Below are 22,291 nucleotides of genomic sequence, written 5' to 3'. Positions count from 1 at the left end.
CCCGTGCTCGCGGCCCTGCTCAAGGCTGGACGAGGCTCTTCCGGGCGGACTCACGCCTCTTCCGCGGGAATGGCCGGCCGTCCCGCGTAGCGGCTGCGCATCGCGTCGCTGGCTGCGGGGCCCGCGGCGAAGACGTAGGCGGTGCTGTCGTCGAGCCGGCGGCCCGTTTTGGCGTCGACGACGACGGGCTCGACTTCCTCGCCGCTGTGCGCGTCCACGAGGATCATGCTGCGCTCCGCCGCCGTGAGGCGGGCGTTGCCCCACGCGGCCAGGGCGACGATCACCGGGCGCAGCGAGCGCCCGAGTTCGGTGAGTACGTACTCGTGCCGGACGGGGCTGGTCTGGTACGGCCGGCGCTCCAGCAGACCGTCCGCGACCAGGGTCTTCAGCCGGGTGGTGAGCATGCTGGAGGAGATGCCCAGGCTCTCCTGGAACTGGTCGAAGCGGGTGTAGCCGTCGAAGGCGTCGTGGAGGATCAGCAGTGTCCACCACTCGCCGACGTGTTCCACCGTCGTGGACAGCGGGCACTCCCGGTCCTCCAGCCTGATCCGGCTTGCCAAGGCGACCATCCCCTCGGTTACTGCTAAAGTCGAAGTTAGTAGCTTCTATTTTAGCAGTAGAGACGAGAGCGGCGCCTCGCATACGCGCGCCCGGGAATGGAGCACAACGTGACCACATCCATCAGCGAATCCCTGGAAGGCCGACGCGCTCTGGTCACCGGCGGCACCAAGGGCACCGGAGCCGCGATCGCCCGAAGGCTCGCCGAGGCCGGCGCGACCGTGCTGGTCACCGCCCGCAGCCGCCCCGACGACGTCGAGGAGAAGATGTTCATCACCGCCGACCTGTCCACCGCCCAGGGCGCCGCCCACGTCGCCTCCGAGGTGGAAGCCCGCGTGGGAAGCGTCGACATCCTGGTCAACACCCTCGGTGGGTCCGAGGCACCGGCAGGAGGATTCGCCGCGCTCGGCGAGGACGACTGGGCCAGGGAACTGAACACGAACCTGCTGGCCGCCGTCCGTCTGGACCGCGCACTGCTTCCGCACATGATCGCCACGGGCAAGGGCGCGGTCGTGCACGTCACCTCGATCCAGCGCCGCATGCCGCTGTGGAACGGCACCCTGGCCTACGCAGCTGCCAAGGCCGCCCTGACCACGTACAGCAAGGGCCTGGCCAACCAGGTCGCCCCGCACGGCGTCCGCGTCAACACCGTCTCGCCCGGCTTCGTCCAGACCTCGGCCGCCGACAACCTCGTCGCCCGGATCGCCCACGAAGCCGGCATCAGCCGGGAAGCGGCGCTGGGCCGGCTCATGGACTCCCTGGGAGGCATCCCGCTCGGCCGCCCCAACCGGCCCGAGGAGGTCGCCGAACTCGTCACCTTCCTCGTTTCCGACCGCGCCTCGGCCATCGTCGGCGCCGAACACGTCATCGACGGCGGCACCACCCCCACCGTCTGAACCCGCAACCACCATCAGGAGCGACATGCACGAGAATCGGCCCCGGAGCATCACCCCGGACGACCTGCCCGAGGTGATCACCCGCTACCTCACAGCGCACCGCACCCACGACACCGCCACCGCGGTCACGACGTTCACCGACGACGCCACAGTGATCGACGACGGCAATACCTACCGGGGCAGCGCCGCGATTGAGCGGTGGCTGGACCAGTCCGCCAACGAATTCACCTACACCATCCACCTGACGAACACTCAGGAGACCGACACGGCGCACTACATCGCCACACACCATCTCGAAGGCAACTTCCCCGGCGGCACCATCGATCTCCGCTATCGGTTCACGCTGCGCGACGGCCTCATCGAACACCTCTCCATCGAACCCTGAGACCGCTCCCACGTGCCCACCCGGCACGGTTGGGCACGTAGCCGATGGGCAGGCGCGGACCATGCTTCTGATCACTCCGCCGGGCGTGTACCCGGCCCAGGGAGACACCCGGCTGCTCACCGGTGCGCTGGAGCGCGAACGCCTCGCGCCCGGCGCCCCGGTCCTCGATCTGTGCACCGGCAGCGGGGCGGTGGCCCTGGCCGCCGCCGCCCGGGGCGCCCGTGTGACGGCGGTGGACGTGTCCCGCCGCGCGCTGGCCGCGGCGGGGGCCAATTCGCTGCTCAACCGCCGCCGGCTACGGCTGCGCCACGGCGACCTGTTCGCTCCGGTGGCCGGTGCCCGCTTCGACCTGATCACCGCGAACCCGCCCTACGTGCCGAGCCGGTCCGCCCCGCCGCGCCGCGGGATCGCCCGCAGCTGGGACGCCGGACGGGACGGCCGCGACCTGCTGGACCGGATCTGCGCCGGTGCGCCTGCCCTGCTCGCGCCGGGCGGTGTCCTGCTGATCGTGCAGTCGGCGCTCGCCGGTGTGCAGGCGACCCGCGCGGCACTGGCGCGCGCCGGGATGCGGGTCGGCATCGCCGCCAGGTCCCGCCAGCCCTTCGGACCGGTGATGACCGCCCGGGCCGGCTGGTTCGAGGCACGGGGACTGATCGCGGCGGGGCAGCGCGAGGAGGAACTGGTGGTGGTCCGTGGTGTCCGGCCCGTCTGAGCGCGCACCGCGGCGGGTCACCGTCACGGGGGACGGCCCCTTCCTGGTGGAGGGGCCGGTCGAGGTCGTCCTGCCGGACGGCAGCCGGCAGATCAGCGAGCGGCCGGTGGTCGCCCTGTGCACCTGTCGGCGCAGCCGGTGCCAGCCGTTCTGCGACTCCAGTCACCGCCGCCGCAGCCGGCCGCCGGACCCGCAGGTTTGACGCGCCCGCCCGCCGTTCCGGGACACCAGGCGCACTGCCGCCACGGCGTCCAGCACCTCCCGGACGCACTGCGGACGGAAGTCCTCGTACCAGAGTCCTCGTACCAGTCGCCGGTGTCCCTCAGGTCCCGGGAGCGGTGCGGGCAGACCAATTCGCCGGCGAACGGCCGGACGGCGGCGGTGACGCGCACGGCACTCACCGGCGCAGCCATTCACCAGCAGCGCGGGCCGCTGTTCGCGCAGGCCGCGGAGCGCGGCGCACGCGACGACGCCGCTGGCGAGACCGTCCCCGACCGGTATCACCGTGCGGCCCCGTACCCGCGGGAGGGGCCGGTCGTCGCGGTAGAGCGTCTCACAGCGCGCCAGCTCCGCCCGCCCGTCGGCGACCTCGCCGGCCGATCGCTGCCCCGTCGGACCGAGGGTGCGCAGCGTGTGATCCTCGGAACCCGAAGGGTCCGCGGATCTTCCCCCGCCAGCACGTGTGCACCGCACCCGACCGGGCACCCGCCGGTTACGGCCCCGCACCGGCGGGCCCCGACCAGGAGGAGGCGGCGATGGCAGGCCACGGCGGCGACGTCATCAAGGAACTCGAAACCGACCACCGGGAGGTCGAAGAGCTCTTCGCGCAGATCATGCAGGCCACGGGGGAACATCGGAAGTCGCTGCTCGACGAGGTGACGATCGAGCTCGTCCGGCACTCCGTGGCCGAGGAGGCCTACCTCTACCCCGCGGTCCGCGAACACGTGAGCGGCGGCGACGCCATGGCGGACCGGGAAGTGGAGGATCACGCGAAGGTCGAGCGCCTGCTCAAGGAGATCGAGGGCACAGATGCCGGCGACCCCCGGCTGGAGGCGCTGGCGGCAACCCTGGTGGAGGAGGTCACCTCGCACGTCCGCGACGAGGAGCACAACCTCTTCCCGGCCCTGCGCGCGGCCTGCAGCCGGGCCGAGCTGGAGGAACTCGGCGACTCGGTGCGCCGCGCCAAGGCGACCGCACCGACCCGCCCGCATCCGGGTGCACCCTCCTCCCCGGCCGCCCGCAAGCTGCTGGCGCCGGGCCTCGGACTGATCGACCGGGTCCGCGACTACGTGGCCGACCGGGGCGCGGCGTAGGAAGTTGCGGGCGGCGTAGGAAGTTGCGGTGAGCGTCCGACGCAGGGCCTGCCCGGAGGCACGCCGCGACCGGCCCCGGCCGACCCACGGCCCCGGCCGCCCCGGGCGGCAGCGTCCGGGGCGGGGCTGCCGGGCGCGGTGCCTCGGTCCGATGGACGAAGGGCGGCCAGCCGGACCGGCTGCGGAGCGGTGGACGAGAGTTCCCGCACCGGGATCCACCCCGTCCTCGCCGGCGGACTCCTGGCCGAGGCCGTCGACCAAGAGCGCACGGCCTGTCGTCCGCCCTGCCTTCGCCCGCTACGAGCTGCACCCGACCGGTGCGGCCGGGTGCTGACGCTCTTTCGATGATGAGCGGCGCCGACGCCGGGTCAGTACGGCAAGGGGCGGCCGGACGGGGTCCGCAGGTCGACGGGGGGCCGCGGGCGGCCGCGGCCGGGCTTCGGGGCGATCCGGATCTTGGCCATCGCCCTCACCTCCTCGCTTCGGGCCTGCAGGGCGCCTGCCCGGCCGGAGCGTTCTCACGCCTCCGACTGCCGGGAACGGAAGGCCGACGGGCCCTCGACCTGATGGTGCGCACTACTCGACGTCGCCGGCGGCGAGGATGGACGGACCGACGAGCGTGAAAGAGAGAGGCAGCGGCTGCGCCGTCCGGGACCTCTTCGACCCGTGACCACCGGCTGAAGCCGTTCTCCGGACGGCGTCACCGGCACCGACTGCCTGGTGCGGCACCCGAGGCGTGGCGGCGAGGTCCGGGCCACGGAGGCCGCAATGGTGCAGGGTGCATTTGTGGACGAATACGATGTGGACGAGGCGCTGCAGCAGGCGCTCGACCGGTTGACCGCGCTGGCGCACATCAGCTCGGCGCTGGCCGGCACCCTGGACGCCCAGGCCGGGCTGGAACGGGCCTGCCGGATCCTCGCTCAGCGCCTGGGCGACTGGTGCGCGATCGACCTGCTCGCCGACGCCGGGCGTCTGGAGCGGACCTACGCCTCCCGCCGCGGCACCGAGCCGCCCGGTAGCCGCGCCGAGCTGCCCGGGCCGCCGGAGAGCGCGTCGGCGCCGCTCGCGCGGGTGCTGCGCGGTGCGGGCCCCCTGCTGCTCACCGAGTCGGATCTGCGCCCCGTGCTCCGGCGAGATCCGTGGGACGCCGCGGAGGACCGCACCCTCGTCGAGCACGAGGTCGCGTGCGCGGTGGTCGCGCCGCTGCGGGTCCGGCGGGAAGTCCTCGGGGCCGTGACCGTCGCCCGCGCCGCCAACCGGCCCCCCTTCACGGAGTCCGACCTTCCGCTGGTCGAGGACATCGCCCACCGCATCGCCCTCGCGGTCGACAACGGCCGTCTCCACCGCGAGGCCGAGCACATCGCCGAACGCCTCCAGCGGTCCCTCCTCCCGGCCCTCCCCCAGCCGGACCGTCTCACCCTCGCCGCCCGCTACGCGCCCGCCCACGACACCGCCCAGGTCGGCGGCGACTGGTACGACGCGTTCGTCCTCCCCGCCGGGCCGACGGCCCTGATCATCGGCGACGTGACCGGCCACGACCTGCGCGCGGCCGTCACCATGAGCCAGCTGCGCAACATGCTCCGCGGCATCGCCTGTGACCGGCAGGAACCACCCGGTGCGATCCTGCACCGTCTCGACCTCGCCCAACACGCCCTCTACCCGGGCACCACCGCCTCCTGTCTGTACGCGATCGTCCAGGGACCGGTGGGCGGGCCGTGGAACCTCGACCACGCCTCCGCCGGCCACCCGCCGCCGCTGCTCGTCACCCGGGAAGGCGACACCCGCTTCCTCGACCGCGGCGCCGGCGTCCTCCTCGGCGTCGACACCGCCCTGCCCCGCCCCAGCGCCACTGACGCCCTCCCACCCCTGTCCACCGTGCTGCTCTACACGGACGGCCTCATTGAACGCCGCGGCGAGGACCTCGGCCGGGGCCTGGCCAGGCTGCGCCAGCACGCCGCCGCGCTCTCACGGGAGACCCCCAACACTCTCTGCGATGAACTGCTCGCCGGACTCGCCCCGGACGCCACCGACGACATCGCACTCCTCGCCCTGCGCATCCCCTCGGCCGGGCCAGGGTGCCCCGCACAGCCGCACCGCTGACGAGGAACGACCGGCGACTCGGGAGGCAACACCCCTCCGACCGTGCCGGAGGGGCTTCGCTCCCGCCCCGTTGCATCGAGCACGAACTGACGCGCCATCGCCTCGACGGCGTCAGATCGGATCCGAGCGATGGGCCCCGGCGAGAAGTACCCGGACCGCGGCACGGTGCGCTCACCCGACCGGTGTCAGGTGCGCGCCGCCATGGCGGCGAACTCCTTCACGAGCGCCTCGTCGAAGGCCTCCAGGTCGTCCGGCTTGCGGCTGGAGACAAGGGTGTTGGGACCGTTCGTGCAGACCTTCACCCGTGCGTCGACCCAGTGCGCTCCGGCGTTGCTCAGGTCGGTGCGCAGGCTCGGCCAGGAGGTCAGGGTGCGCCCGCGGACGACGTCGGCCTCCACGAGGGTCCAGGGTCCGTGGCAGATCACCGCGACGGGCTTGGCCCGGGAGAAGAAGCCGCGGACGAACTCGACGGCCCGCGGGTCCATCCGCAGGAAGTCGGGGTTCGCCACCCCGCCGGGCAGCACCAGCCCGTCGTAGTCGTCGGCGGAGACGTCCGCCACCACGGCGTCGACCGGGAAGGTGTCGCCCGGGTCCAGGTGATGGAAGGCACGAACGTGGCCCTGCTTGGTGGAGACCAGGCGCGGTGTACCGCCCGCCTTCTCCACCGCCTCCCATGGGGAGGTGAGCTCCACCTGCTCCGCCCCCTTGGGGGCCACCAGGAACGCGATCGTCTGTCCTGTCAGGCCGGCCATGGTGGCGGCCTCCTCTCCCGTACGGAGTCTGCGGACGGGGCTGCGGCATGCGTGGCCCCGTCCGCACGTCTGGCCGTTGGACGGGCCATCGAAACCAGGTTCCGCGGATCGGCCTGGGTCAGGTGCGGACCCTGCGCGCCCGCAGCGGTTCGGGTGTGCCGGGCGGGCACAACAGCTGATTCCCCGGACGAGCGGCGCAGACCAGTGCTGCAAACCCTGCCTCCAGGCCCCCGAACCACCTTCGCGTCGGACATCACAGCGCCGGTGCACCGCGACGTACTCTCGCCTGCGGCGATGTGCGCGGGGACGCGAGGCCGGGGCCGGTAGCGGCCGGCCGCGGCAACCCGTCGGCGGTGGTCCGGGCGGGGAATCAGGGAGATGATCGGAGGTGGCAGCTTCCGAAGGGAGCCCCCTGATGTCCACCGACGAGGACCCGTTCGCGGCCGTTGCCCCGCCCGCTCCGGCCTTGCGGATCACTCCCCGCGAGACGCCGATCCCCTCGTTGATCATCCGCCTGGAGGGAGAGGTGACCCAGGACGAGCGAGCTGTGCTGGAGCAGGCCCTGGAAGAGGCCGTGGCGGCGGGCCCGGCGCTCCTGGTCGTGGACCTCACCCCGCTCGTATTCTGCAGCTCGGCATGCCTCAACGCCCTCCTCCGGGCCCGCCTGGCCGCCGAGGAGGCAGGGGTCTGGCTCGTCCTGGCCGGACCTGGGCCGCAGCTGCGGCAACTGCTGGACATCACCGGCACCGACCGGGTCTTCACCGTCCGCCCCAGCCTGCAGGCCGTCATCGGCCCGCACCACAACCGGACCGGGTAGGCGACGGCCACGACCGGGACCTGGCGCTGCGCGATCACCCTGCCCTGACCACCTCCGGCACGTCATCACGGGCTCCGTCGTTCCGGACCCCTGCCCCGGGTCGTCGGCCAGTCGCGGGGGGACGGTGTTCGCGGGTTGCGGGTCGTGGCGGTGCTTTCCGCGGTGGCGTCGTAGCCCTCCTGCGCCGAGCCGGTGTCGGGATGCTGCGGGTCGGGCTCGCCCTGGGGGTCGACGTGGTCGGAAGCGCGGTCGCCGTACGAGCGGTCGGCAGGGGGTCTGCCCACGGCGGTGGACTGCTCGCTGCGGTGCTCGTGCCGGGTGTTCCGGCCTGCCATGGGAACTCCCATCGGTCGAAGGGGCAGCACCCCGGTCCGCCTGCAAGGAGGAAGTCGTCAGCTGTCCGAGGCGGGAATGTCGGCCCAGACGGTCTTGCCGGGCCCGTCCGGCCGGTGGCCCCAGTCGGAGGTCAGCCGGCCCACGATGAACAGCCCGTGCCCGTGCACCGCCTCGGCGCGGTGCGGGCGCGGCCGCGGCGGATCGGGCAGCGGGTCCGTCACCGAGATCCGCAGCCGCCCGCCGTCCTGTTCGAGGTCCATGTGCAGTGGGCCCGGGGTGTGTTGAACGGCGTTGGCAAGGAGCTCGGCCGCGACGAGGAGGATGTCGAGGGCGGCGGGCCGGCCGGTCAGGTGCCAGTCGGCGAGGGTCTGACGCAGGGTGTCGATGCCCAGGGCGGTGCCGTCGCCGGGCCGGAAATCCACCCGGCGGTGGCGCACGATACCGGCAGCCGAAGTGGACATGGGCGACACCCCGAGTCGGAAACAGTGGTCCGACCTTGGCGTCTTCCCGGGATCCTTCCGACTACACCTGCCCGGCCTCGCGGGCCGCGCGGGCCTGATCGGTGCTGGCGTACACCGGGAACAGCGCATCCGCCTCGGTCACTTGCAGCACCCGGCGCACACCCGCGCTCGGTGCGATCAACACCAGCGGTACGTCCCGCCCAGCAGCGGTGCGGCGGACGGTCAGCAGCATGTTCAGGCCCGTCGAAGTGAACAGGTCCACCTCGGACAGGTTGGCGGCCGGCATGGCCGGTGCCCCGTCGAGGGCCGCCTCCAGCGCCCCGGCCATGACGGCCACGTTCTCCGGCAGCACATCGCCGACGAACGTGCAGACCGCCGTCGTCCCCACCCAGCTCGTACTCGTCTTCAGGGTCGGAACGGTCACGGAAGCCACCTCCGGGCGACGACGGCCACAGCCCGCCAACACGTCATCCGCGAAGCTCCTGGTCGCTGACCGAGAATGGCGACGTCCGGCACCGGCAGGACAGCACGCCCCACCGGCTACCACCACGCTGCGCCGCCACCGGTCGGATCAGACCGGCGATGCTCCACGGCATCGGCGGGCGCTTCGGCCGGCGGCCGAGGTGCCGGGCGCGCCGGCCCTCCTGCGCCGTGACGTGCTGGAACGTGCACAGCGGGGTCCGCGCGGGCACGGTGGTCGCGGACCCGGCCGATCCCGAGCCGGGCGGTGTTCGGGAGGAACGCCGCTAGGCCGGGTCGGTGAGCATCACCACGAGGCCGTCGCGGCCTGCGGTGCGCAGGTGGCGCAGCTGGCGGGCGGCGCCGTTGCCTTCCCGCAGCAGGCGCTCCAGCGCGGGGACGATGTGACGGCGGTCCGTCTTCTCGATCACTGGTTCGATGTGGTCCAGGAGGGCGGCTGCCGCGTCGCAGGTTTTGGACAGGCGGCCGGAGAGGGGGTCGAACACGGTGCTCGAGCAGCCGTGCCGGGCGCTGTGCCACACGGCGGCCGCGAGGGTCTCCTGCCGAACGGGCGTGTTGTTCGGCTCGGCCTTGGCGTCGGTGAGGGCCCGGGCGGCGAGGGCGCGTACGACGCCGGCGAGCATCACCGCCTCGTCGGGCCGCAGCTGGACGTCCATGGCGCGGATCTCGACGGTCGGGAAGTGCTCGGACAGGCGGATGTGCCAGTAGATCTGCCCGAGGTCCCGGATCAGCTCACCGTCGACGAGCGCCCGGGTTCGCCGGTCGTAGTCGTCGGCGTCGACGAAGAAGGGCGGTGGCCCGCTGACGGGCCAGCGGCCGAAGACGACGGTACGCCAGCTCGCGAACCCGGTGTCCGTGTTCTGCCACAGCGGTGAATTCGCCGCGAGCGCGATCAGCAGGGGCAGCCAGGGGCGCAGCCCGTTCATCACGACGATGCCGGCGTCACGGTCGGGGATGCCGAGGTGGACGTGCATGCCCGTGATCAGCTGCTGGTCGGTGAGCAGCCGGGTGTCGGCGTGCATGGAGCGGTAGCGGGCGGTGTCGGTCACCGGGACAGGCAGGCGATCGGTGAACGGTGCCGCACCGCACGCGGCCAGTCGGCAGCCCTCCTGCCGGGCGGCCTCGCCGAGGGCCTGCCGCATGCGCAGCAGGTGCCGGCCCGCTTGCTCCAGGTCCTGGCAGACGGGGGTGGCGACCTCCAGCTGTGCTTGGAGCAGTTCTCGCTGGACCTCGCCGCGCTTCAGCTCGGGTCGGAGGCGCGCCGCCCGGCGCACCTGGGCGGCACGGGCCACCGGGACGCCGCTGGCAGGGTCGAGCAGAAGGTACTCCTCTTCGATGCCGATGGTCAGCATGCCGAGCGGGTACCCATGTTCGGCGCGCGCATGCGGCAGTCGCAGCGCGCGCACCACCCTGGGGCAGGCCTGCCCGGCCGGGCGTTCGAGCACGGCTGCCCGTCCGCAGCGGTACGTCAGGTGGTCGTGCCGATCTCCGAGCGGTCTCACCTGCGGGCGGTTTGATCGCGGCTCCAGCGGTTAGCCGCGTTTCACGGGGCCTCTCCGGCGTCCGAGAGGCCAGGGCAGCGCGCTGTGGAGGAGCTGGGCGATGAAGGTCTCCGACCGTGTCCTGGAGCGGCTGCGCGAGTGGGAGGTGGAGTACGTCTTCGCCTTCCCCGGGGACGGGATCAACGGGCTGCTTGCCGCCTGGGGTCGCGCTGACGACCGACCGCGGTTCATCCAGGCCCGGCACGAGGAGATGGCCGCATTCGAAGCGGTCGGGTACGCGAAGTTCTCCGGGCGGACCGGGGTCTGCGCGGCAACCTCGGGGCCGGGCGCGATCCACCTGCTGAACGGGCTGTACGACGCGAAACTCGACCACGTCCCGGTGGTGGCGATCGTCGGCCAGACCGACCGCAGTGCGATGGGCGGGTCCTACCAGCAGGAGGTCGACCTGGCCGGCCTGTTCAAGGACGTGGCCTCGGAGTTCTGTGAGATGGTCACCGTTCCCGCCCAGCTTCCGAACGTTCTGGACCGCGCGATGCGGATCGCCGCCACGCGGCGCACCGTCACTGCGGTGATCATTCCGGCCGACGTGCAGGAACTCGAGTACGAGCCGCCTGCGCACGCGTTCAAGCAGGTCCCCTCCAGTCTCGGCGTGCCCCACTTCGCCCCGGTCCCGTCCCAGGAGGACCTGGCGAGGGCGGCGGAGATCCTCAACGCGGGCGAGAAGGTGGCGATGTTGATCGGGCAGGGCGCCCGGCACGCCAGGCCCGAGGTCGAGCAGACGGCCGAATTGCTCGGCGCCGGTGTGGCGAAGGCCCTGCTCGGCAAGGACGCCCTGCCGGATACCCTGCCGTACGTGACCGGGTCGATCGGCCTGCTCGGCACTCGCCCGTCCTACGAGATGATGCGCGACTGCGACACGCTCCTCGTGGTGGGCTCCAGCTTTCCCTACACGCAGTTCCTGCCCGAGTTCGACCAGGCGCGGGCCGTGCAGATCGACTTGGACCCGTCCATGGTGGGCTTGCGCTACCCGTTCGAAGTCAATCTCGTCGGCGACGCGGGCGAGACGCTGCGCCGGCTGCTCCCACTGCTGGAGCGCAAGGCGGACGGCGTGTGGCGCAAGGCGGTCGAGGACAACGTGGCGCGCTGGTGGGAGGTGATGCAGCGCCGCGCCGAGGTGTCCGCGGACCCGATCAACCCCGAGTACGTGGTCCATACCCTCGACGCGCTGCTGCCCGACGACACGATCCTGGCGGCGGACTCCGGCTCGTCCGCGAACTGGTACGCCAGGCACCTGCGTTTCCGTGGCGGGATGCGCGGCTCGCTGTCGGGGACTCTGGCGACGATGGGACCGGGGGTGCCGTACGTGATCGGTGCGAAGTTCGCGCATCCCGATCGGCCGGCCGTCGCGCTCGTGGGCGACGGAGCCATGCAGATGAACGGCCTCGCGGAGCTGATCACCGCCGCGAAGTACTACGGGGAGTGGGCCGACCCGCGCCTGGTGGTCGCGGTGCTGAACAACCACGACCTGAATCAGGTCACCTGGGAGATGCGCGCAATGCAGAGCGCCCCTCAGTTCGAGGCGTCGCAGAGCCTGCCCGACGTCCGGTACGCCGACATCGCTCGGTCGTTCGGCCTCGACGGGGTGCGGGTGGAGCAGCCGGAGGACGTGGAGCCGGCGTGGCGTCAGGCGCTGGCGGCGGACAGGCCGTTCGTCATCGACTTCCGCACCGACCCGGCCGTGCCGCCGATCCCGCCGCACGCCACCTGGGACCAGATCAAGGCCGCGACCCTGTCCGTGCTCAAGGGGGACAGCGACCGACGCTCCGTCGTACGGCAAGGGGTGAAGGCCAAGCTCCAGGAGTTCCTGTCCGGCAACGGTGGGGGCTGACCCATGCCCGGCAGCCGGCAGGCGGAGGGCGATCTCGCGGGGCTCGAGAATGCGCTGCGGGCCGCGGTGGACGGTGAGGTCCGCTTCGATCCGGGCAGCCGCGGCGCGTACGCGACCGACGGTTCGAACTACCGTCAGGTCCCGATCGGCGTGGTGGTGCCCCGCACCGTGGCGGACGGCGCGGCGGCGGTCTCCCCGTGTGTGCCCGGTTCGGCGCTCCGGTTCTCTCACGCGGGGGCGGTACGAGCCTTGGTGGGCAGTGCACCAACGAGGCGGTGGTCATCGACTGGACCACGTACTGCCACCGGCTGGTCTCGGTGGACCCGCAGGCGCGGACCTGCGTGGTGGAGCCCGGCATCGTGCTGGACGAGCTCAACCGTCAGCTGGCTCCGCACGGGCTGAAGTTCGGGCCGAAGCCGTCCACGCACAGCCACTGCTCGCTGGGCGGGATGATCGGCAACAACAGCTGCGGGGCATCGGCCCAGGCCTACGGCAAGACCGTCGACAACGTCCGCCGCCTGGAGGTCCTCACCTACGGGGGTGTCCGGTTCTGGGCCGGACCGACGGACCGGGCGCGGTTCGAACAGATCATGGCCGACGGCGGCGCGCGCGCCCTGCTGTACCGGGGCCTCAAGGACGCCGGGTTCCGGGTCGCCGTGCCGAGCGGGCCGGTGTGCTGCGGTCTGACGTGGGTCTCCACCGGCCAGCTCGGCACCGCCCGCCGGGTCCTGAAGCACACGACGCGGGCGCTGCGGCCGTGGCTGGAGGCCGGCACGCCGATCATCGGGCTCGAGCCCTCCTGCACCGCGGTCTTCCGCAGCGACGCACCCGACCTGCTGGCCGGCGACCAGGACATCGTGCGTTTGGCGGCGCAGCTGCGGACCTTCGCCGAACAGCTCGTCAACCACGCCCCCGCCGGCTGGCGACCCCCGCCGGTCGGCCGGGCGGCCACGGTGCAGACGCACTGCCACCAGCACGCCGTCCTGGGCGCCGACCCGGATCGGGAGCTGATGCGCCGCGTCGGTCTGCGACGCCCGCCTGGAGGTGGAGCTGAACCTGGCGGCCGGCTTCGGCGCCCACCCGCTCCAGGATGTGCGCCGCGGTGACCGGGGCCGGTGGACGGGCCGCGCCGGCCATCTGTACGTGCGGTGGAGTGGGGCGCCGGATGCCCATCACGACGGCACCGCGCTGCGCACCGTGGTGAGCCTGTCGGCAGGGGCACACCACGATCTGGTGCTGGAGGTCTCCGACCGGCCGCTGCCGGAACCGGAGCCGGCCGATGCGCCGTGGCGGGTCACCGAGACCCGGTGGGCCGCGTGTGTGCCCGACCTCGCCGGCACCCTGGGCCGACGCGACGCCCGGCACGCGTACGCGGTCATGACCGGCCTGACCTCTCCGGACGGTGGCACGGTGGCCGCGGCCACGACCAGCCTGCCGGAGCGGGCCGAGCAGGGCCGCAACTACGACTACCGGTACGTGTGGATCCGCGACCAGGCCTACGTCGGCCAGGCCGCCGCGGCCGCCGGCGGGCACCGGCTGCTGGACGACTCGGTGCGATACGTCACTGCGCGCCTGCTCGAGCACGGCCCCGGCCTCGCCCCCGCCTACACGCCCGCCGGGCGGGCAGTGCCCGACCAGCGGGCCCTGGACCTGCCCGGCTACCCGGGCGGCTTCGACATCATCGGCAACCGCGCCAACCGCCAGTTCCAGCTCGACGTCTTCGGCGAGAGTCTGCTGCTCCTGGCCGCAGCAGCACGCCATGACCGGCTCGACGCGGACGGCTGGCGGGCGGCGCTGATCGCCGCCGACGCGATCGCCACCCGCCACCGCGAGAAGGACGCCGGGATCTGGGAGCTGCACGACGATCACTGGGCACACAGCCGGCTCACCTGCGCGGCAGGCCTGCGCGCCATCGCCCGAGCAGCCCCACGCCCCTGGGGCGGCAGGGCGGGCGGTTGGGAGGCGCTCGCGGACCGCATCGTCGCCGAGACCTCGGCCGACTGCCTGCACCGCACGGGCCGGTGGCAGCGCTCGCCGACCGACACAGGTGTGGATGCCGCCCTCCTGATGCCGGCCATCCGCCGCGCCGTACCAGCCGATGATCCCCGCACCACGATCACCCTGGCGACGGTGCGCGCGGACCTCGCCGTGGACCACTACGTCTACCGGTTCCGCCACGACCGGCGGCCCCTGCAGGACGCCGAAGGGGCGTTCCTGCTGTGCGGCTTCGCCGTCGCCCTGGCCGAGCACTAGCGGCACCACGACGTCGAGGCGGCGCGCTGGTTCGAACGCAACCGCGCCTCGTGCGGACCGGCGGGTCTGTACGCAGAGGAGTTCGACGTCGCCCAGCGCCAGCTGCGCGGCAACCTGCCGCAGGCCTTCGTCCACGCGATGATGCTCGAGACCGCGGCCCGACTCACACCCGGCGCGGCGCCGGCCTGACGACACTGCGGCCTGCGGCCGAGTTCGCCGACCGCTGCGCCTCGGCCCCCGGTCCGGCAGCGGTCTTCCGCCCGCACCACACACCTACCGCGCATTCGCCGCGCTCATCCGGCTCCTCTCGGCAGAAGCAACGGCGCGGCGTTCTGGCCGTGCCCAGTGGCGCCTCCGGGCGCGTCGGAGCTCGTCCCGCGGCAGGGTCCATTTCGGACGCTTTATTCCGTTTGGGGATTGCATTGTCGGGCAGCCGATCGGCGGCGGGTAAGGCCCGTACCGGCCTCCGCCCCTGGCCGCCGTTCGGAAGGAGCACCGGCATGACCGTCAATCCCGGACCGCCCGAAGGACGCCCCCGAGCGCCACTGGTCACCGAGACCCCCGACCCGGGTCCTCCCGCCCCGGACGGGCGCGACGCCAAGGACGCCGCGCTGGACGCCGCCCGGGCCCTCGACCCGAGCGGGCCGCTCACCACCGACCAGGGCGTGCGCGTCGACGACACCGACAACTCGCTGACCGTCGGAGAGCGCGGCCCCACGCTGCTGGAGGACTTCCAGCTGCGGGAGAAACTGACCCACTTCGACCACGAGCGCATCCCCGAGCGGGTGGTCCATGCCCGAGGCGCCGGCGCCTACGGCTTCTTCGAGCCGTACGAGTCGCTGGCCGAGTACAGCTGCGCGGACTTCCTCCAGGAGCCGGGGCGCCGCACGCCGGTGTTCGTGCGCTTCTCGACCGTTCAGGGGCCTCGCGGCTCGGCCGACACGGTGCGCGACGTGCGCGGCTTCGCCACGAAGTTCTACACCCGCCACGGCAACTACGACCTGGTCGGCAACAACATGCCGGTGTTCTTCATCCAGGACGCGATCAAGTTCCCCGACTTCGTGCACGCGGTGAAGATGGAACCCCGCAACGAGATCCCCACCGGCGGCTCCGCCCACGACACGTTCTGGGACTTCTGCTCGCTGCAACCGGAGTCCACCCACATGCTGATGTGGGTGATGTCCGACCGGGCGATCCCGCGCAGCTACCGGATGATGCAGGGCTTCGGCGTGCACACCTTCCGTCTGGTGGACGCCGCCGGCCGTGGCACCTTCGTCAAGTTCCACTGGAAGCCGAAGCTCGGCACCTACTCGCAGGTCTGGGACGAGGCGCAGCTCACCGCCGGACGCGACCCCGATTTCCACCGCCGCGACCTGTGGGAGGCCATCGAGGCAGGCGACTTTCCCGAGTGGGAACTGGGCGTGCAGCTGATCCCCGAGCAGGACGAGTTCTCGTTCCCGTTCGATCTGCTGGACCCGACGAAGATCGTCCCGGAGGAAATGGTGCCGGTGCGGCCGGTGGGGCGCATGGTGCTGGACCGCAACCCGCAGAACTTCTTCGCCGAGACCGAACAGGTCGCCTTCCACACCGCCAACGTCGTGCCGGGCATCGACTTCACCAACGACCCGCTGCTCCAGGGCCGCAACTTCTCCTACCTGGACACCCAGCTGATCCGCCTGGGCGGCCCCAACTTCTCCCAACTGCCGGTCAACCGCCCGCTCGCCGAGGTGCGTACCAACCACCGCGACGGCCACGGCCAGCACACGGTCCACTCCGGCGCCGGCTATGCGCCGAACTCGGTCGGCGGCGGCTGCCCGTTCACCCCGGGCGGCGACCGCCTGCCCGAGGCGGTGTTCGAGCACTATCAGGAGCGCGTCGACGGCGCCGCGATCCGCCGGCGCAGCCCCAGCTTCGCCGACCACTACAGCCAGGCCGCGCTGTTCTGGCGCAGCATGGCCCCCTGGGAGCAGGAGCACATCACCGCCGCGTTCTCCTTCGAGCTCGGCAAGGTCGGGGACCGGACGGTGCGGCGCCGGATGATCACCAACCTGACCCGCGTGAGTCAGGAGCTGGCCGTGGAGGTCGCCCGCCGCATCGGCGAACCCGAACCGTCCCCCGCGGACGGCGGCGACACGGCCGATGCGGGCGGGGTCCGGGTGTCGCCCGCGCTGAGCCTGGAGAACCAGCGCGGCGAGGGCATCGCCACCCGCAGGATCGCCGTCCTGGTGGCGGACGGCGTCGACGCCCCCCAGGTGCGGACCGCGCAGGCCCGTCTGCAGGCCGAGGGCGCCACGGCGGAGACCCTCGCCCCGCACGGCGGGAGCGTGTCGGGCCGCGACGCGCAGGACCTCACGGTCGACCGGGCCATGGCGACCACGGCCTCGGTGCTGTACGACGCCGTGGTGGTGCCCGACGGCACGGCCGCGCTCGCCGCCGATCCCGATGCCGTGCGCTTCGTCAGCGAGGCCCTGCGGCACGGCAAACCCGTGGCCGTCCTCGGGTCGGGAGTCGCGCTGTACGAGGCCGGAGCCGGGGGCCGGCCGGAGGACGCGGCCGGGGTCGCAGTGTGTGGCACAGGCCAGGACGCCGACGCCCCGTTCTGGGACCGGTTCGTCGCATTGACCGGTCGCCACCGGTTCCCGGACCGCTGACACGAGGGAGGCGTGCGGTCCCGCAGGAGACCGGGATGCCGCGACCGACCGAGAAGCTGTGTCCGTCGACCGCGAGCCCTCGCACCTCGGCGCATCGCGGTCATTGCCCGGCACATGGTCGAGGAGCTCGGGATGGCATGCGCATCTGTCCGACGCCACGGTCTGCCGGGTGCCACCGCGCTGCCGCCGGGCCCGTTTGCCGCGTCGCTTCCGGGAAAGCCGCACAGCATGGATGTGGAATCCGTACCGCGCACCGTCGTGATCACCGGGGCCAGCGGCGGCATCGGCCGGGCCTGCGCCCTCGCGTTCGCCGCCCGCGGGGACCGTCTCGGGCTGATCGCCCGCGGCCGCGCCGGACTGGAGGCGGCGGTGCGCGAAGCCGAGCGGGCGGGCGCCGCCACGGCCATCGGCATCGAGGCGGACGTCGCCGACGCCGAAGCAATGGAGGCCGCCGCCACCAGGGTGGAGGAGGAACTCGGTCCGATCGAGGTGTGGGTCAACGACGCGTTCGCCTCCGTCTTCGCGCCGTTCATCGAGATCACCCCCGAGGAGTTCCGGCGCGTCACCGAGGTCACCTACCTCGGCTACGTGTACGCCACGCAAGCAGCCCTCACGAGGATGCTGCGCCGCGACGCGGGGGTGATCGTGCAGGTCGGCTCGGCCATCGCCTACCGCGGGATCCCGCTGCAGAGCGCCTACAGCGGCGCCAAGCACGCCATCCAGGGCTTCAACGAGGCCCTGCGGTGCGAACTGCTCGCCTCGGGCTCGCGGGTGCGCACGACGATGGTGCAGATGCCGGCGGTGAACACCCCGCAGTTCGACTGGGTGCGCTCGCGCCTGCCCGAGGGCGCTCAGCCGGTGCCGCCGATCTACCAGCCCGAGGTCGCCGCCCGCGCCGTGCTGTTCGCGGCCGACCACCCGAGGCGGCGCGAGTACTGGGTCGGCGCCAGCACCGTGGCCACGCTGGTGGCGAACGCGATCGCGCCCGGGTTGCTGGACCGCTACCTGGCCCGCACCGGGTTCGACTCCCAACAGGACGGGCGCTCGCGCAGCGCCGGCGAGCCGGACAACCTGTTCGCCCCGGTGGACGAGGGCCGGGACTTCGGCGCACACGGCCGCTTCGACGACCGAGCCCGCGCACACAGCGGCCAGCAGCGGACGGTGCACGCACTCGGGGCGCTCACCGACGCGCTCCGGGGCGCGGCCAGGCGGGTGGCCACGGGTGTGCCCGCCACCGGCGCCGGGCGTCTTTCACGGATGCGGGGTACCTGCGCCTCGCAGCCCCGGAACAGGAGGGTGTGACCATGCCTCGCGGATCGAGTCCCAAGCGGGAACGGCAGTACGAGCACATCAAGGACAGCGAGCTGGAGCGCGGCGCGAGCCGGAAACGCGCCGAGGAGATCGCGGCCCGCACCGTGAACAAGGAACGCGCCCGGCACGGAGAGTCGAAGACCGCCAGCCGCAGCTCGGTGGAGGACATGTCCTCCTCCGAGCGGGGAGGACAGCGCTCCCACAGCGGCTCCCAGGGCCGCACGAAGGAGCAGTTGTACAACGAGGCCAAGCAGCGGGGCATCCACGGCCGCTCGAAGATGAACAAGAAGGACCTCGAAAAGGCCCTCGGCCGATAGCCGGCAGTAGTCCACGGACTCCCGCCCCGCGGGGCCGGCGCGCGAGCCCTTGAGGGCCGCCCGGCCCGCCGGAGTCCCGGGCAGCACGGGGCCGGTGGAAGCACCCCGGCCGGCAGACCGAGCGGCCCGGCCGCGGGCCGGTGCCGCCGCAGCCGTTCGACCGACCGCGCCCGGGCCTGAACACCGCAGGTCCTACAGGCGTTCCTCCATGCCGACGGCCGCCTTCAGATCCTCGTACGCCTGCCCGCCGCTTGCCGTCCTGCTGCTCGAGCATCGCCCGGGCAATCGCATCGAGCTTGCGCTGGATGGCGTGCTCCGCCCGCCGCTCGGAGTTCTTCAGCATCGCCAGCAGCAGCAGGGTCACCGCCCCCATGGAGTCGCCGATCAACACCTGCCACTGGGCGGCCAGCCCAGCGACATGCACCGCCACCAACCCGGCCACCAGCCACAGGCACAGCACGGCGAACAGCGGCGAGCTGGTGAAGTTCGACGCCAGCTCCGCGAACGCCTCGAACCGCCCCCGCCTTCCGTCCTCGCGCTTACGCGCGGGATGCTGAAACGTCATACCGTCACACCCTCTCCGCCCGGACCGCGCCGACGGCGCACCCGTACTGTCCGGCGGCGAACGCCCCCGAGGGCGCACGCCCACGCCCGGGAAGAGGGGCGCTACCGACCACACCCGGACCCAGAAGGGCCCGCCCCGCTCTCGGCGACCGGCGCGGCGGATCGGCAGTTCCCCCTCAACCGCCCGGGATCCGCGAGGACGGCGCCGAAGCGGAACGGCAGCACGGCCGTGCCCCGGCCGGCGACCGCGTCGAGGACGCCCGCGTGCACCCGCAGGTCCCACGCGGTGCCGAGCGGCCGGCACGAGGTCGAGCCGGTTGACGGCCTCGGCGAAGCGCAGGTAGGTATCGACACCGGCGACGACGACCCGGGCGTCGATCGTGAGCAGCTCGACCCCGATCAGGGAGACCCGGACGAAGGCGTCGACGACCAGGCCCTTGTCGAGGATCAGGTCGAGCGCCTCCACCAGGTCGCCGGAGGACGGCCGCTCCAGTCGGCGGGCCGGTCCGGCTCCCGGCGGTCCGGCGGTCGTGGTCACGACGGCTCACCTGCTCCGTGCGGGAGTGCGCCGCCGGGAGCGCGGGGCGGGCTCGTCCTCGGACTCGTCGTCGGGCTCGGACTCGTCGTCCTCCTCGGCATAGGCGTCGTCGTCCCGGGGTTCGTCCTCCTCGTAGGCGCCCTCGCCGTCCTCGTACTCGTCGTCCTCGTACTCGTCGTCCGGCTCGTCGGGTTCCTCGTCGCCGGCGCCGGCCTCAGGCTCGACCTCGTCCCACTCGTCCTCCGGGCCTTCGTCGTCGTACTCGTCCTCCTCGCCACGGTCGTCCTGGTCGTCCTGCTCCTCGTCCCCGCCCTCGGCCCGGTCTTCGTCCTCGTAGGCGTCGTCGCCCTCGAACTCGTCACCGTCCTCCTCGGCGCCCTGCTCGTCTCGGGCCTCCTCCCTCTTTCAACGCGTCCTCGTGGGACTTCACGACCTTGCCGTCGCGGATCTCGCCGCGCCAGCCCTCGACGCCCTCCTGGTCGAGGATGGTGTGCGTCATGACGTGGCGCCGGAAGTGCTTGAGTTCCAGGCGGGCGCGACGGCCCTGGGCACGCCAGATGTTGCCGGTTTTCTCGAACAGTCCCTGCGGGTGGTACTCCAGCACCACCAGGATCCTGGTCAGGTTGGGCGCCAGCTCGTGAAACGTCACCGCACCGTCCACATGGCCCTTCTGGCCCTTGGAGCGCCAGACGATCGTCTCGTCCGGGAGATGGTCGACTCGCTTCCCCCGGTGACCACTGGCGGCCACTCTCCACACGCTTGCTGATGGCCACCCCGCCTACCCGGGAGGCTCCGGTCCAAACCGCTCGCGGTGACCCTCCGAGGTCGAGAACGGCCGGCGGATGCCCACCGCCGGACGTGCTCCGACGGCCATCACCCGAGCCCAACAGCGCCGCCCCGTCCCGGGCGTGGTTCGAGAGCCCCCAAAAAGTACGGCAGCGGCCGCGGCAGCCGCCCAGCCGCCCTCATCACCCCGCTACAACGTCGTCACCCTCGTCGAACCGGCCGCCCGCACGGGCGTGCATCGGTCGCGGCAGGGCCTCGCACGGTCCGTTCGCAGGAGGACGTGCGGCCCCGTCGGAGCGGGGTGGACGGGCGCCGGTCAGACCACGGCCGGAAGCCGGGCCTGGAGACGGCCCGCCGCGTCGATGCGGGTCAGGAAGCACGGCTGCGGGGCGGTGGCCGGGCCGCCCACGTTCCAGCCGTCGGACAGCCGGAAGACGCTTCCGTGCCACGGGCAGGTCACGCAGCCGTCGGCGATCCGGCCCTCCGACAGCGGTCCCGAGGAGTGGCTGCAGCGGTCGGCCAGGACGTGGAACTCGCCCTCCGCGCCGCGCACCACCATCACCGGTACCTCGCCGATCATCCGGCGCACGGCCCCGTCCCGGACGAAGTCGTCGGCCGCCCCGAGGTCGTGCCATTCCGGGCCGACCAGTTCCGGAACCGGCTCCGCCTTGTTGGTCCCCGCCGACTGCCGGTAGGCGAGGTGGCCGCCGAGGGCGGCACCGACGGACACCGCGGCCAGGCCGCCCAGGCCGAGGGCACGCCCCGCCCGGTGGCAGCCGCGGCTCCGGGCCACCCAGGAGGCGCCCTGGAGAAGAACGGCCAGCCCCGTCGCGGTGGCGTGGACCACCCCGGTGCGCAGCTGCTGCTTCGGCTGCTCGGCCCAGTCCACCCAGCCGCTCAGCGCCGTCGGGGCGGCCGCGAGCACACCGATGGCGGTGAGCAGCCTGGCCGGCCGCTCCGCGCCGCCCGCGAGATCGAGGACGGCGGCCGACAGCCAGGTACCGAGCGGGATCTGCACCAGGGCCGGGTGGAGCGGGTGGCCGATCGGCAGGCCGTGCAGGACGTCCCGGACCGGTCCGAGCGGAAGTCCGCGGACGGCCCGCTGCAGCGGCTCGGCCACGTGGTCGAGCGCGGTGGCACGGCCCACGGCGTCGAGGGTCTTCAGAAGGTGCTCGCCGGAACCGGGCGCGCCGCAGGTGTCAGGGATCGCCATGGTGCCCACCGTGGCCGAGCGGAGCGCCGGGCGCGAGGCGGGTGCGCCGATCGGTGGTCGGCGTCGGCGTGTCGTGGTCCGGCCGAGCCGGGTGGCGGGCTCGGCCGCCCTGCTGTCGGTTCACCGCCTGCCCGTCTCCGTCGCCGCACCGGCGTTCGGTCGGGGCGCTGGACGGGCCGGCCGCGCGGACGAGCCGATTGCCCCGGCAGCGCCTCCCGTTCGGCTACGCGCGCCGGCCCCGAGCGCCGCCAGACCGTCGATCAGGGTGCCGAGCGCCGCGAGCGCGGCACGCTCCCGGACGACCACCTCGGTGCGCCCGGCCGACGCCCGCCCCGAGGGCAGGGGAAGCAGGAGCTCCTCGATGGACATGGCGACCTCCACATGACGTCCACCCCCGTCCCTGACGCTGCGGCGCGCCCGCGCGCCCGCCCCCGCGGGCCCGCGCCGGAGCGCCGCGC

At 72.9% G+C, this 22,291-nt stretch carries 22 protein-coding genes and 2 pseudogenes; 15 read left to right on the top strand and 9 right to left on the bottom strand.

Going from position 1 to position 22,291, the window contains the following annotated elements:
* Positions 1-50: 50 nt before the first annotated feature.
* Positions 51-569, bottom strand: a complete 519-nt coding sequence (locus ACFV0G_RS04490; protein WP_380541452.1) for a winged helix-turn-helix transcriptional regulator — start codon at positions 567-569, stop codon at positions 51-53.
* Between the two features lie 99 nt (positions 570-668).
* Here ACFV0G_RS04490 and ACFV0G_RS04485 point away from each other — a divergent pair, with 99 nt between their 5' ends.
* From ACFV0G_RS04485 to ACFV0G_RS04460, 6 genes are all read left to right on the top strand, one after another.
* Positions 669-1,454: an SDR family oxidoreductase gene (locus tag ACFV0G_RS04485; RefSeq protein WP_380541449.1), complete on the top strand. Its 786-nt coding sequence runs from the start codon at positions 669-671 to the stop codon at positions 1,452-1,454.
* Between the two features lie 25 nt (positions 1,455-1,479).
* Complete coding sequence (locus tag ACFV0G_RS04480) at positions 1,480-1,839, top strand: nuclear transport factor 2 family protein (protein WP_380541446.1); 360 nt, start codon at positions 1,480-1,482, stop codon at positions 1,837-1,839.
* 61 nt (positions 1,840-1,900) lie between these two features.
* On the top strand, positions 1,901-2,551 hold the full coding sequence (locus tag ACFV0G_RS04475; RefSeq protein WP_380541443.1) for a HemK2/MTQ2 family protein methyltransferase: 651 nt from the start codon (positions 1,901-1,903) through the stop codon (positions 2,549-2,551).
* Positions 2,535-2,753 carry a CDGSH iron-sulfur domain-containing protein gene (locus ACFV0G_RS04470; RefSeq protein WP_380541440.1) on the top strand — a complete coding sequence of 73 codons (219 nt, stop codon included), beginning with the start codon at positions 2,535-2,537 and terminating at the stop codon, positions 2,751-2,753. The genes ACFV0G_RS04475 and ACFV0G_RS04470 overlap by 17 nt, the downstream gene beginning before the upstream one ends.
* A gap of 553 nt (positions 2,754-3,306) precedes the next feature.
* On the top strand, positions 3,307-3,864 hold the full coding sequence (locus ACFV0G_RS04465; protein WP_380541437.1) for a hemerythrin domain-containing protein: 558 nt from the start codon (positions 3,307-3,309) through the stop codon (positions 3,862-3,864).
* A 786-nt stretch (positions 3,865-4,650) separates the two neighbouring features.
* Positions 4,651-5,964: a PP2C family protein-serine/threonine phosphatase gene (locus ACFV0G_RS04460; protein ID WP_380541433.1), complete on the top strand. Its 1,314-nt coding sequence runs from the start codon at positions 4,651-4,653 to the stop codon at positions 5,962-5,964.
* Between the two features lie 185 nt (positions 5,965-6,149).
* Here the strand turns inward: ACFV0G_RS04460 and ACFV0G_RS04455 are convergent, their stop codons facing one another.
* Positions 6,150-6,716 carry a type 1 glutamine amidotransferase domain-containing protein gene (locus ACFV0G_RS04455; protein WP_380541430.1) on the bottom strand — a complete coding sequence of 189 codons (567 nt, stop codon included), beginning with the start codon at positions 6,714-6,716 and terminating at the stop codon, positions 6,150-6,152.
* Positions 6,717-7,131: 415 nt separating this feature from the next.
* On the opposite strand from ACFV0G_RS04455, the gene ACFV0G_RS04450 reads away from it, so the two are divergent.
* A complete protein-coding gene (locus ACFV0G_RS04450; RefSeq protein ID WP_380541427.1) occupies positions 7,132-7,533 on the top strand; it encodes an STAS domain-containing protein in 402 nt (133 codons plus the stop codon).
* Positions 7,534-7,598: 65 nt separating this feature from the next.
* On the opposite strand, the gene ACFV0G_RS04445 is transcribed toward ACFV0G_RS04450, so the two are convergent.
* The 4 genes from ACFV0G_RS04445 to ACFV0G_RS04430 all read right to left on the bottom strand — a co-directional run bounded on the left by ACFV0G_RS04445 (position 7,599) and on the right by ACFV0G_RS04430 (position 10,162).
* Positions 7,599-7,868 (bottom strand): hypothetical protein, encoded by a 270-nt coding sequence (locus ACFV0G_RS04445; RefSeq protein ID WP_380541424.1) that lies wholly within the window; start codon positions 7,866-7,868, stop codon positions 7,599-7,601.
* A 57-nt stretch (positions 7,869-7,925) separates the two neighbouring features.
* On the bottom strand, positions 7,926-8,330 hold the full coding sequence (locus ACFV0G_RS04440; RefSeq protein ID WP_380541421.1) for an ATP-binding protein: 405 nt from the start codon (positions 8,328-8,330) through the stop codon (positions 7,926-7,928).
* A gap of 61 nt (positions 8,331-8,391) precedes the next feature.
* Entirely contained in the window at positions 8,392-8,754 is a 363-nt protein-coding gene (locus ACFV0G_RS04435) for an STAS domain-containing protein (RefSeq protein WP_380541418.1), read from the bottom strand.
* A 322-nt stretch (positions 8,755-9,076) separates the two neighbouring features.
* Positions 9,077-10,162 carry a glutamate--cysteine ligase gene (locus ACFV0G_RS04430; RefSeq protein ID WP_380541416.1) on the bottom strand — a complete coding sequence of 362 codons (1,086 nt, stop codon included), beginning with the start codon at positions 10,160-10,162 and terminating at the stop codon, positions 9,077-9,079.
* Positions 10,163-10,412: 250 nt separating this feature from the next.
* On the opposite strand from ACFV0G_RS04430, the gene ACFV0G_RS04425 reads away from it, so the two are divergent.
* From ACFV0G_RS04425 to ACFV0G_RS04390, 8 genes and pseudogenes are all read left to right on the top strand, one after another.
* Entirely contained in the window at positions 10,413-12,200 is a 1,788-nt protein-coding gene (locus tag ACFV0G_RS04425) for a thiamine pyrophosphate-requiring protein (RefSeq protein WP_380541413.1), read from the top strand.
* 3 nt (positions 12,201-12,203) lie between these two features.
* Positions 12,204-12,835 (top strand): annotated as a pseudogene (locus ACFV0G_RS04420) (FAD-binding oxidoreductase); the annotation flags it as partial.
* Positions 12,836-13,244: 409 nt separating this feature from the next.
* Positions 13,245-14,453 (top strand): glycoside hydrolase family 15 protein, encoded by a 1,209-nt coding sequence (locus ACFV0G_RS04415; protein ID WP_380541410.1) that lies wholly within the window; start codon positions 13,245-13,247, stop codon positions 14,451-14,453.
* A gap of 66 nt (positions 14,454-14,519) precedes the next feature.
* Positions 14,520-14,642 (top strand): hypothetical protein, encoded by a 123-nt coding sequence (locus ACFV0G_RS04410; RefSeq protein WP_380541504.1) that lies wholly within the window; start codon positions 14,520-14,522, stop codon positions 14,640-14,642.
* A gap of 311 nt (positions 14,643-14,953) precedes the next feature.
* Positions 14,954-17,104: a catalase gene (locus tag ACFV0G_RS04405; protein WP_380541406.1), complete on the top strand. Its 2,151-nt coding sequence runs from the start codon at positions 14,954-14,956 to the stop codon at positions 17,102-17,104.
* Positions 17,105-17,332: 228 nt separating this feature from the next.
* Complete coding sequence (locus ACFV0G_RS04400) at positions 17,333-18,406, top strand: SDR family oxidoreductase (RefSeq protein WP_380541403.1); 1,074 nt, start codon at positions 17,333-17,335, stop codon at positions 18,404-18,406.
* A gap of 2 nt (positions 18,407-18,408) precedes the next feature.
* Complete coding sequence (locus ACFV0G_RS04395; RefSeq protein ID WP_380541400.1) at positions 18,409-18,732, top strand: plasmid stabilization protein; 324 nt, start codon at positions 18,409-18,411, stop codon at positions 18,730-18,732.
* A gap of 305 nt (positions 18,733-19,037) precedes the next feature.
* A complete protein-coding gene (locus ACFV0G_RS04390) occupies positions 19,038-19,289 on the top strand; it encodes a hypothetical protein (RefSeq protein ID WP_380541397.1) in 252 nt (83 codons plus the stop codon).
* Between the two features lie 311 nt (positions 19,290-19,600).
* On the opposite strand, the pseudogene gvpJ reads toward ACFV0G_RS04390, so the two are convergent.
* The 3 genes and pseudogenes from gvpJ to ACFV0G_RS04375 form a co-directional block, all read right to left on the bottom strand.
* A pseudogene (gvpJ, locus tag ACFV0G_RS04385) lies at positions 19,601-19,789 on the bottom strand (gas vesicle protein GvpJ); the annotation flags it as partial.
* A 1,147-nt stretch (positions 19,790-20,936) separates the two neighbouring features.
* A complete protein-coding gene (locus ACFV0G_RS04380) occupies positions 20,937-21,833 on the bottom strand; it encodes a Rieske 2Fe-2S domain-containing protein (RefSeq protein ID WP_380541394.1) in 897 nt (298 codons plus the stop codon).
* 120 nt (positions 21,834-21,953) lie between these two features.
* Positions 21,954-22,202 carry a hypothetical protein gene (locus ACFV0G_RS04375; protein ID WP_380541391.1) on the bottom strand — a complete coding sequence of 83 codons (249 nt, stop codon included), beginning with the start codon at positions 22,200-22,202 and terminating at the stop codon, positions 21,954-21,956.
* Positions 22,203-22,291: the final 89 nt, after the last annotated feature.

The organism is Kitasatospora sp. NPDC059571, assembly GCF_042735675.1.
Lineage (GTDB): Bacteria > Actinomycetota > Actinomycetes > Streptomycetales > Streptomycetaceae > Kitasatospora.
The sequence above is the reverse complement of the archived record's forward strand: the minus strand, read 5'-3'. Positions and strand labels throughout refer to the sequence as shown.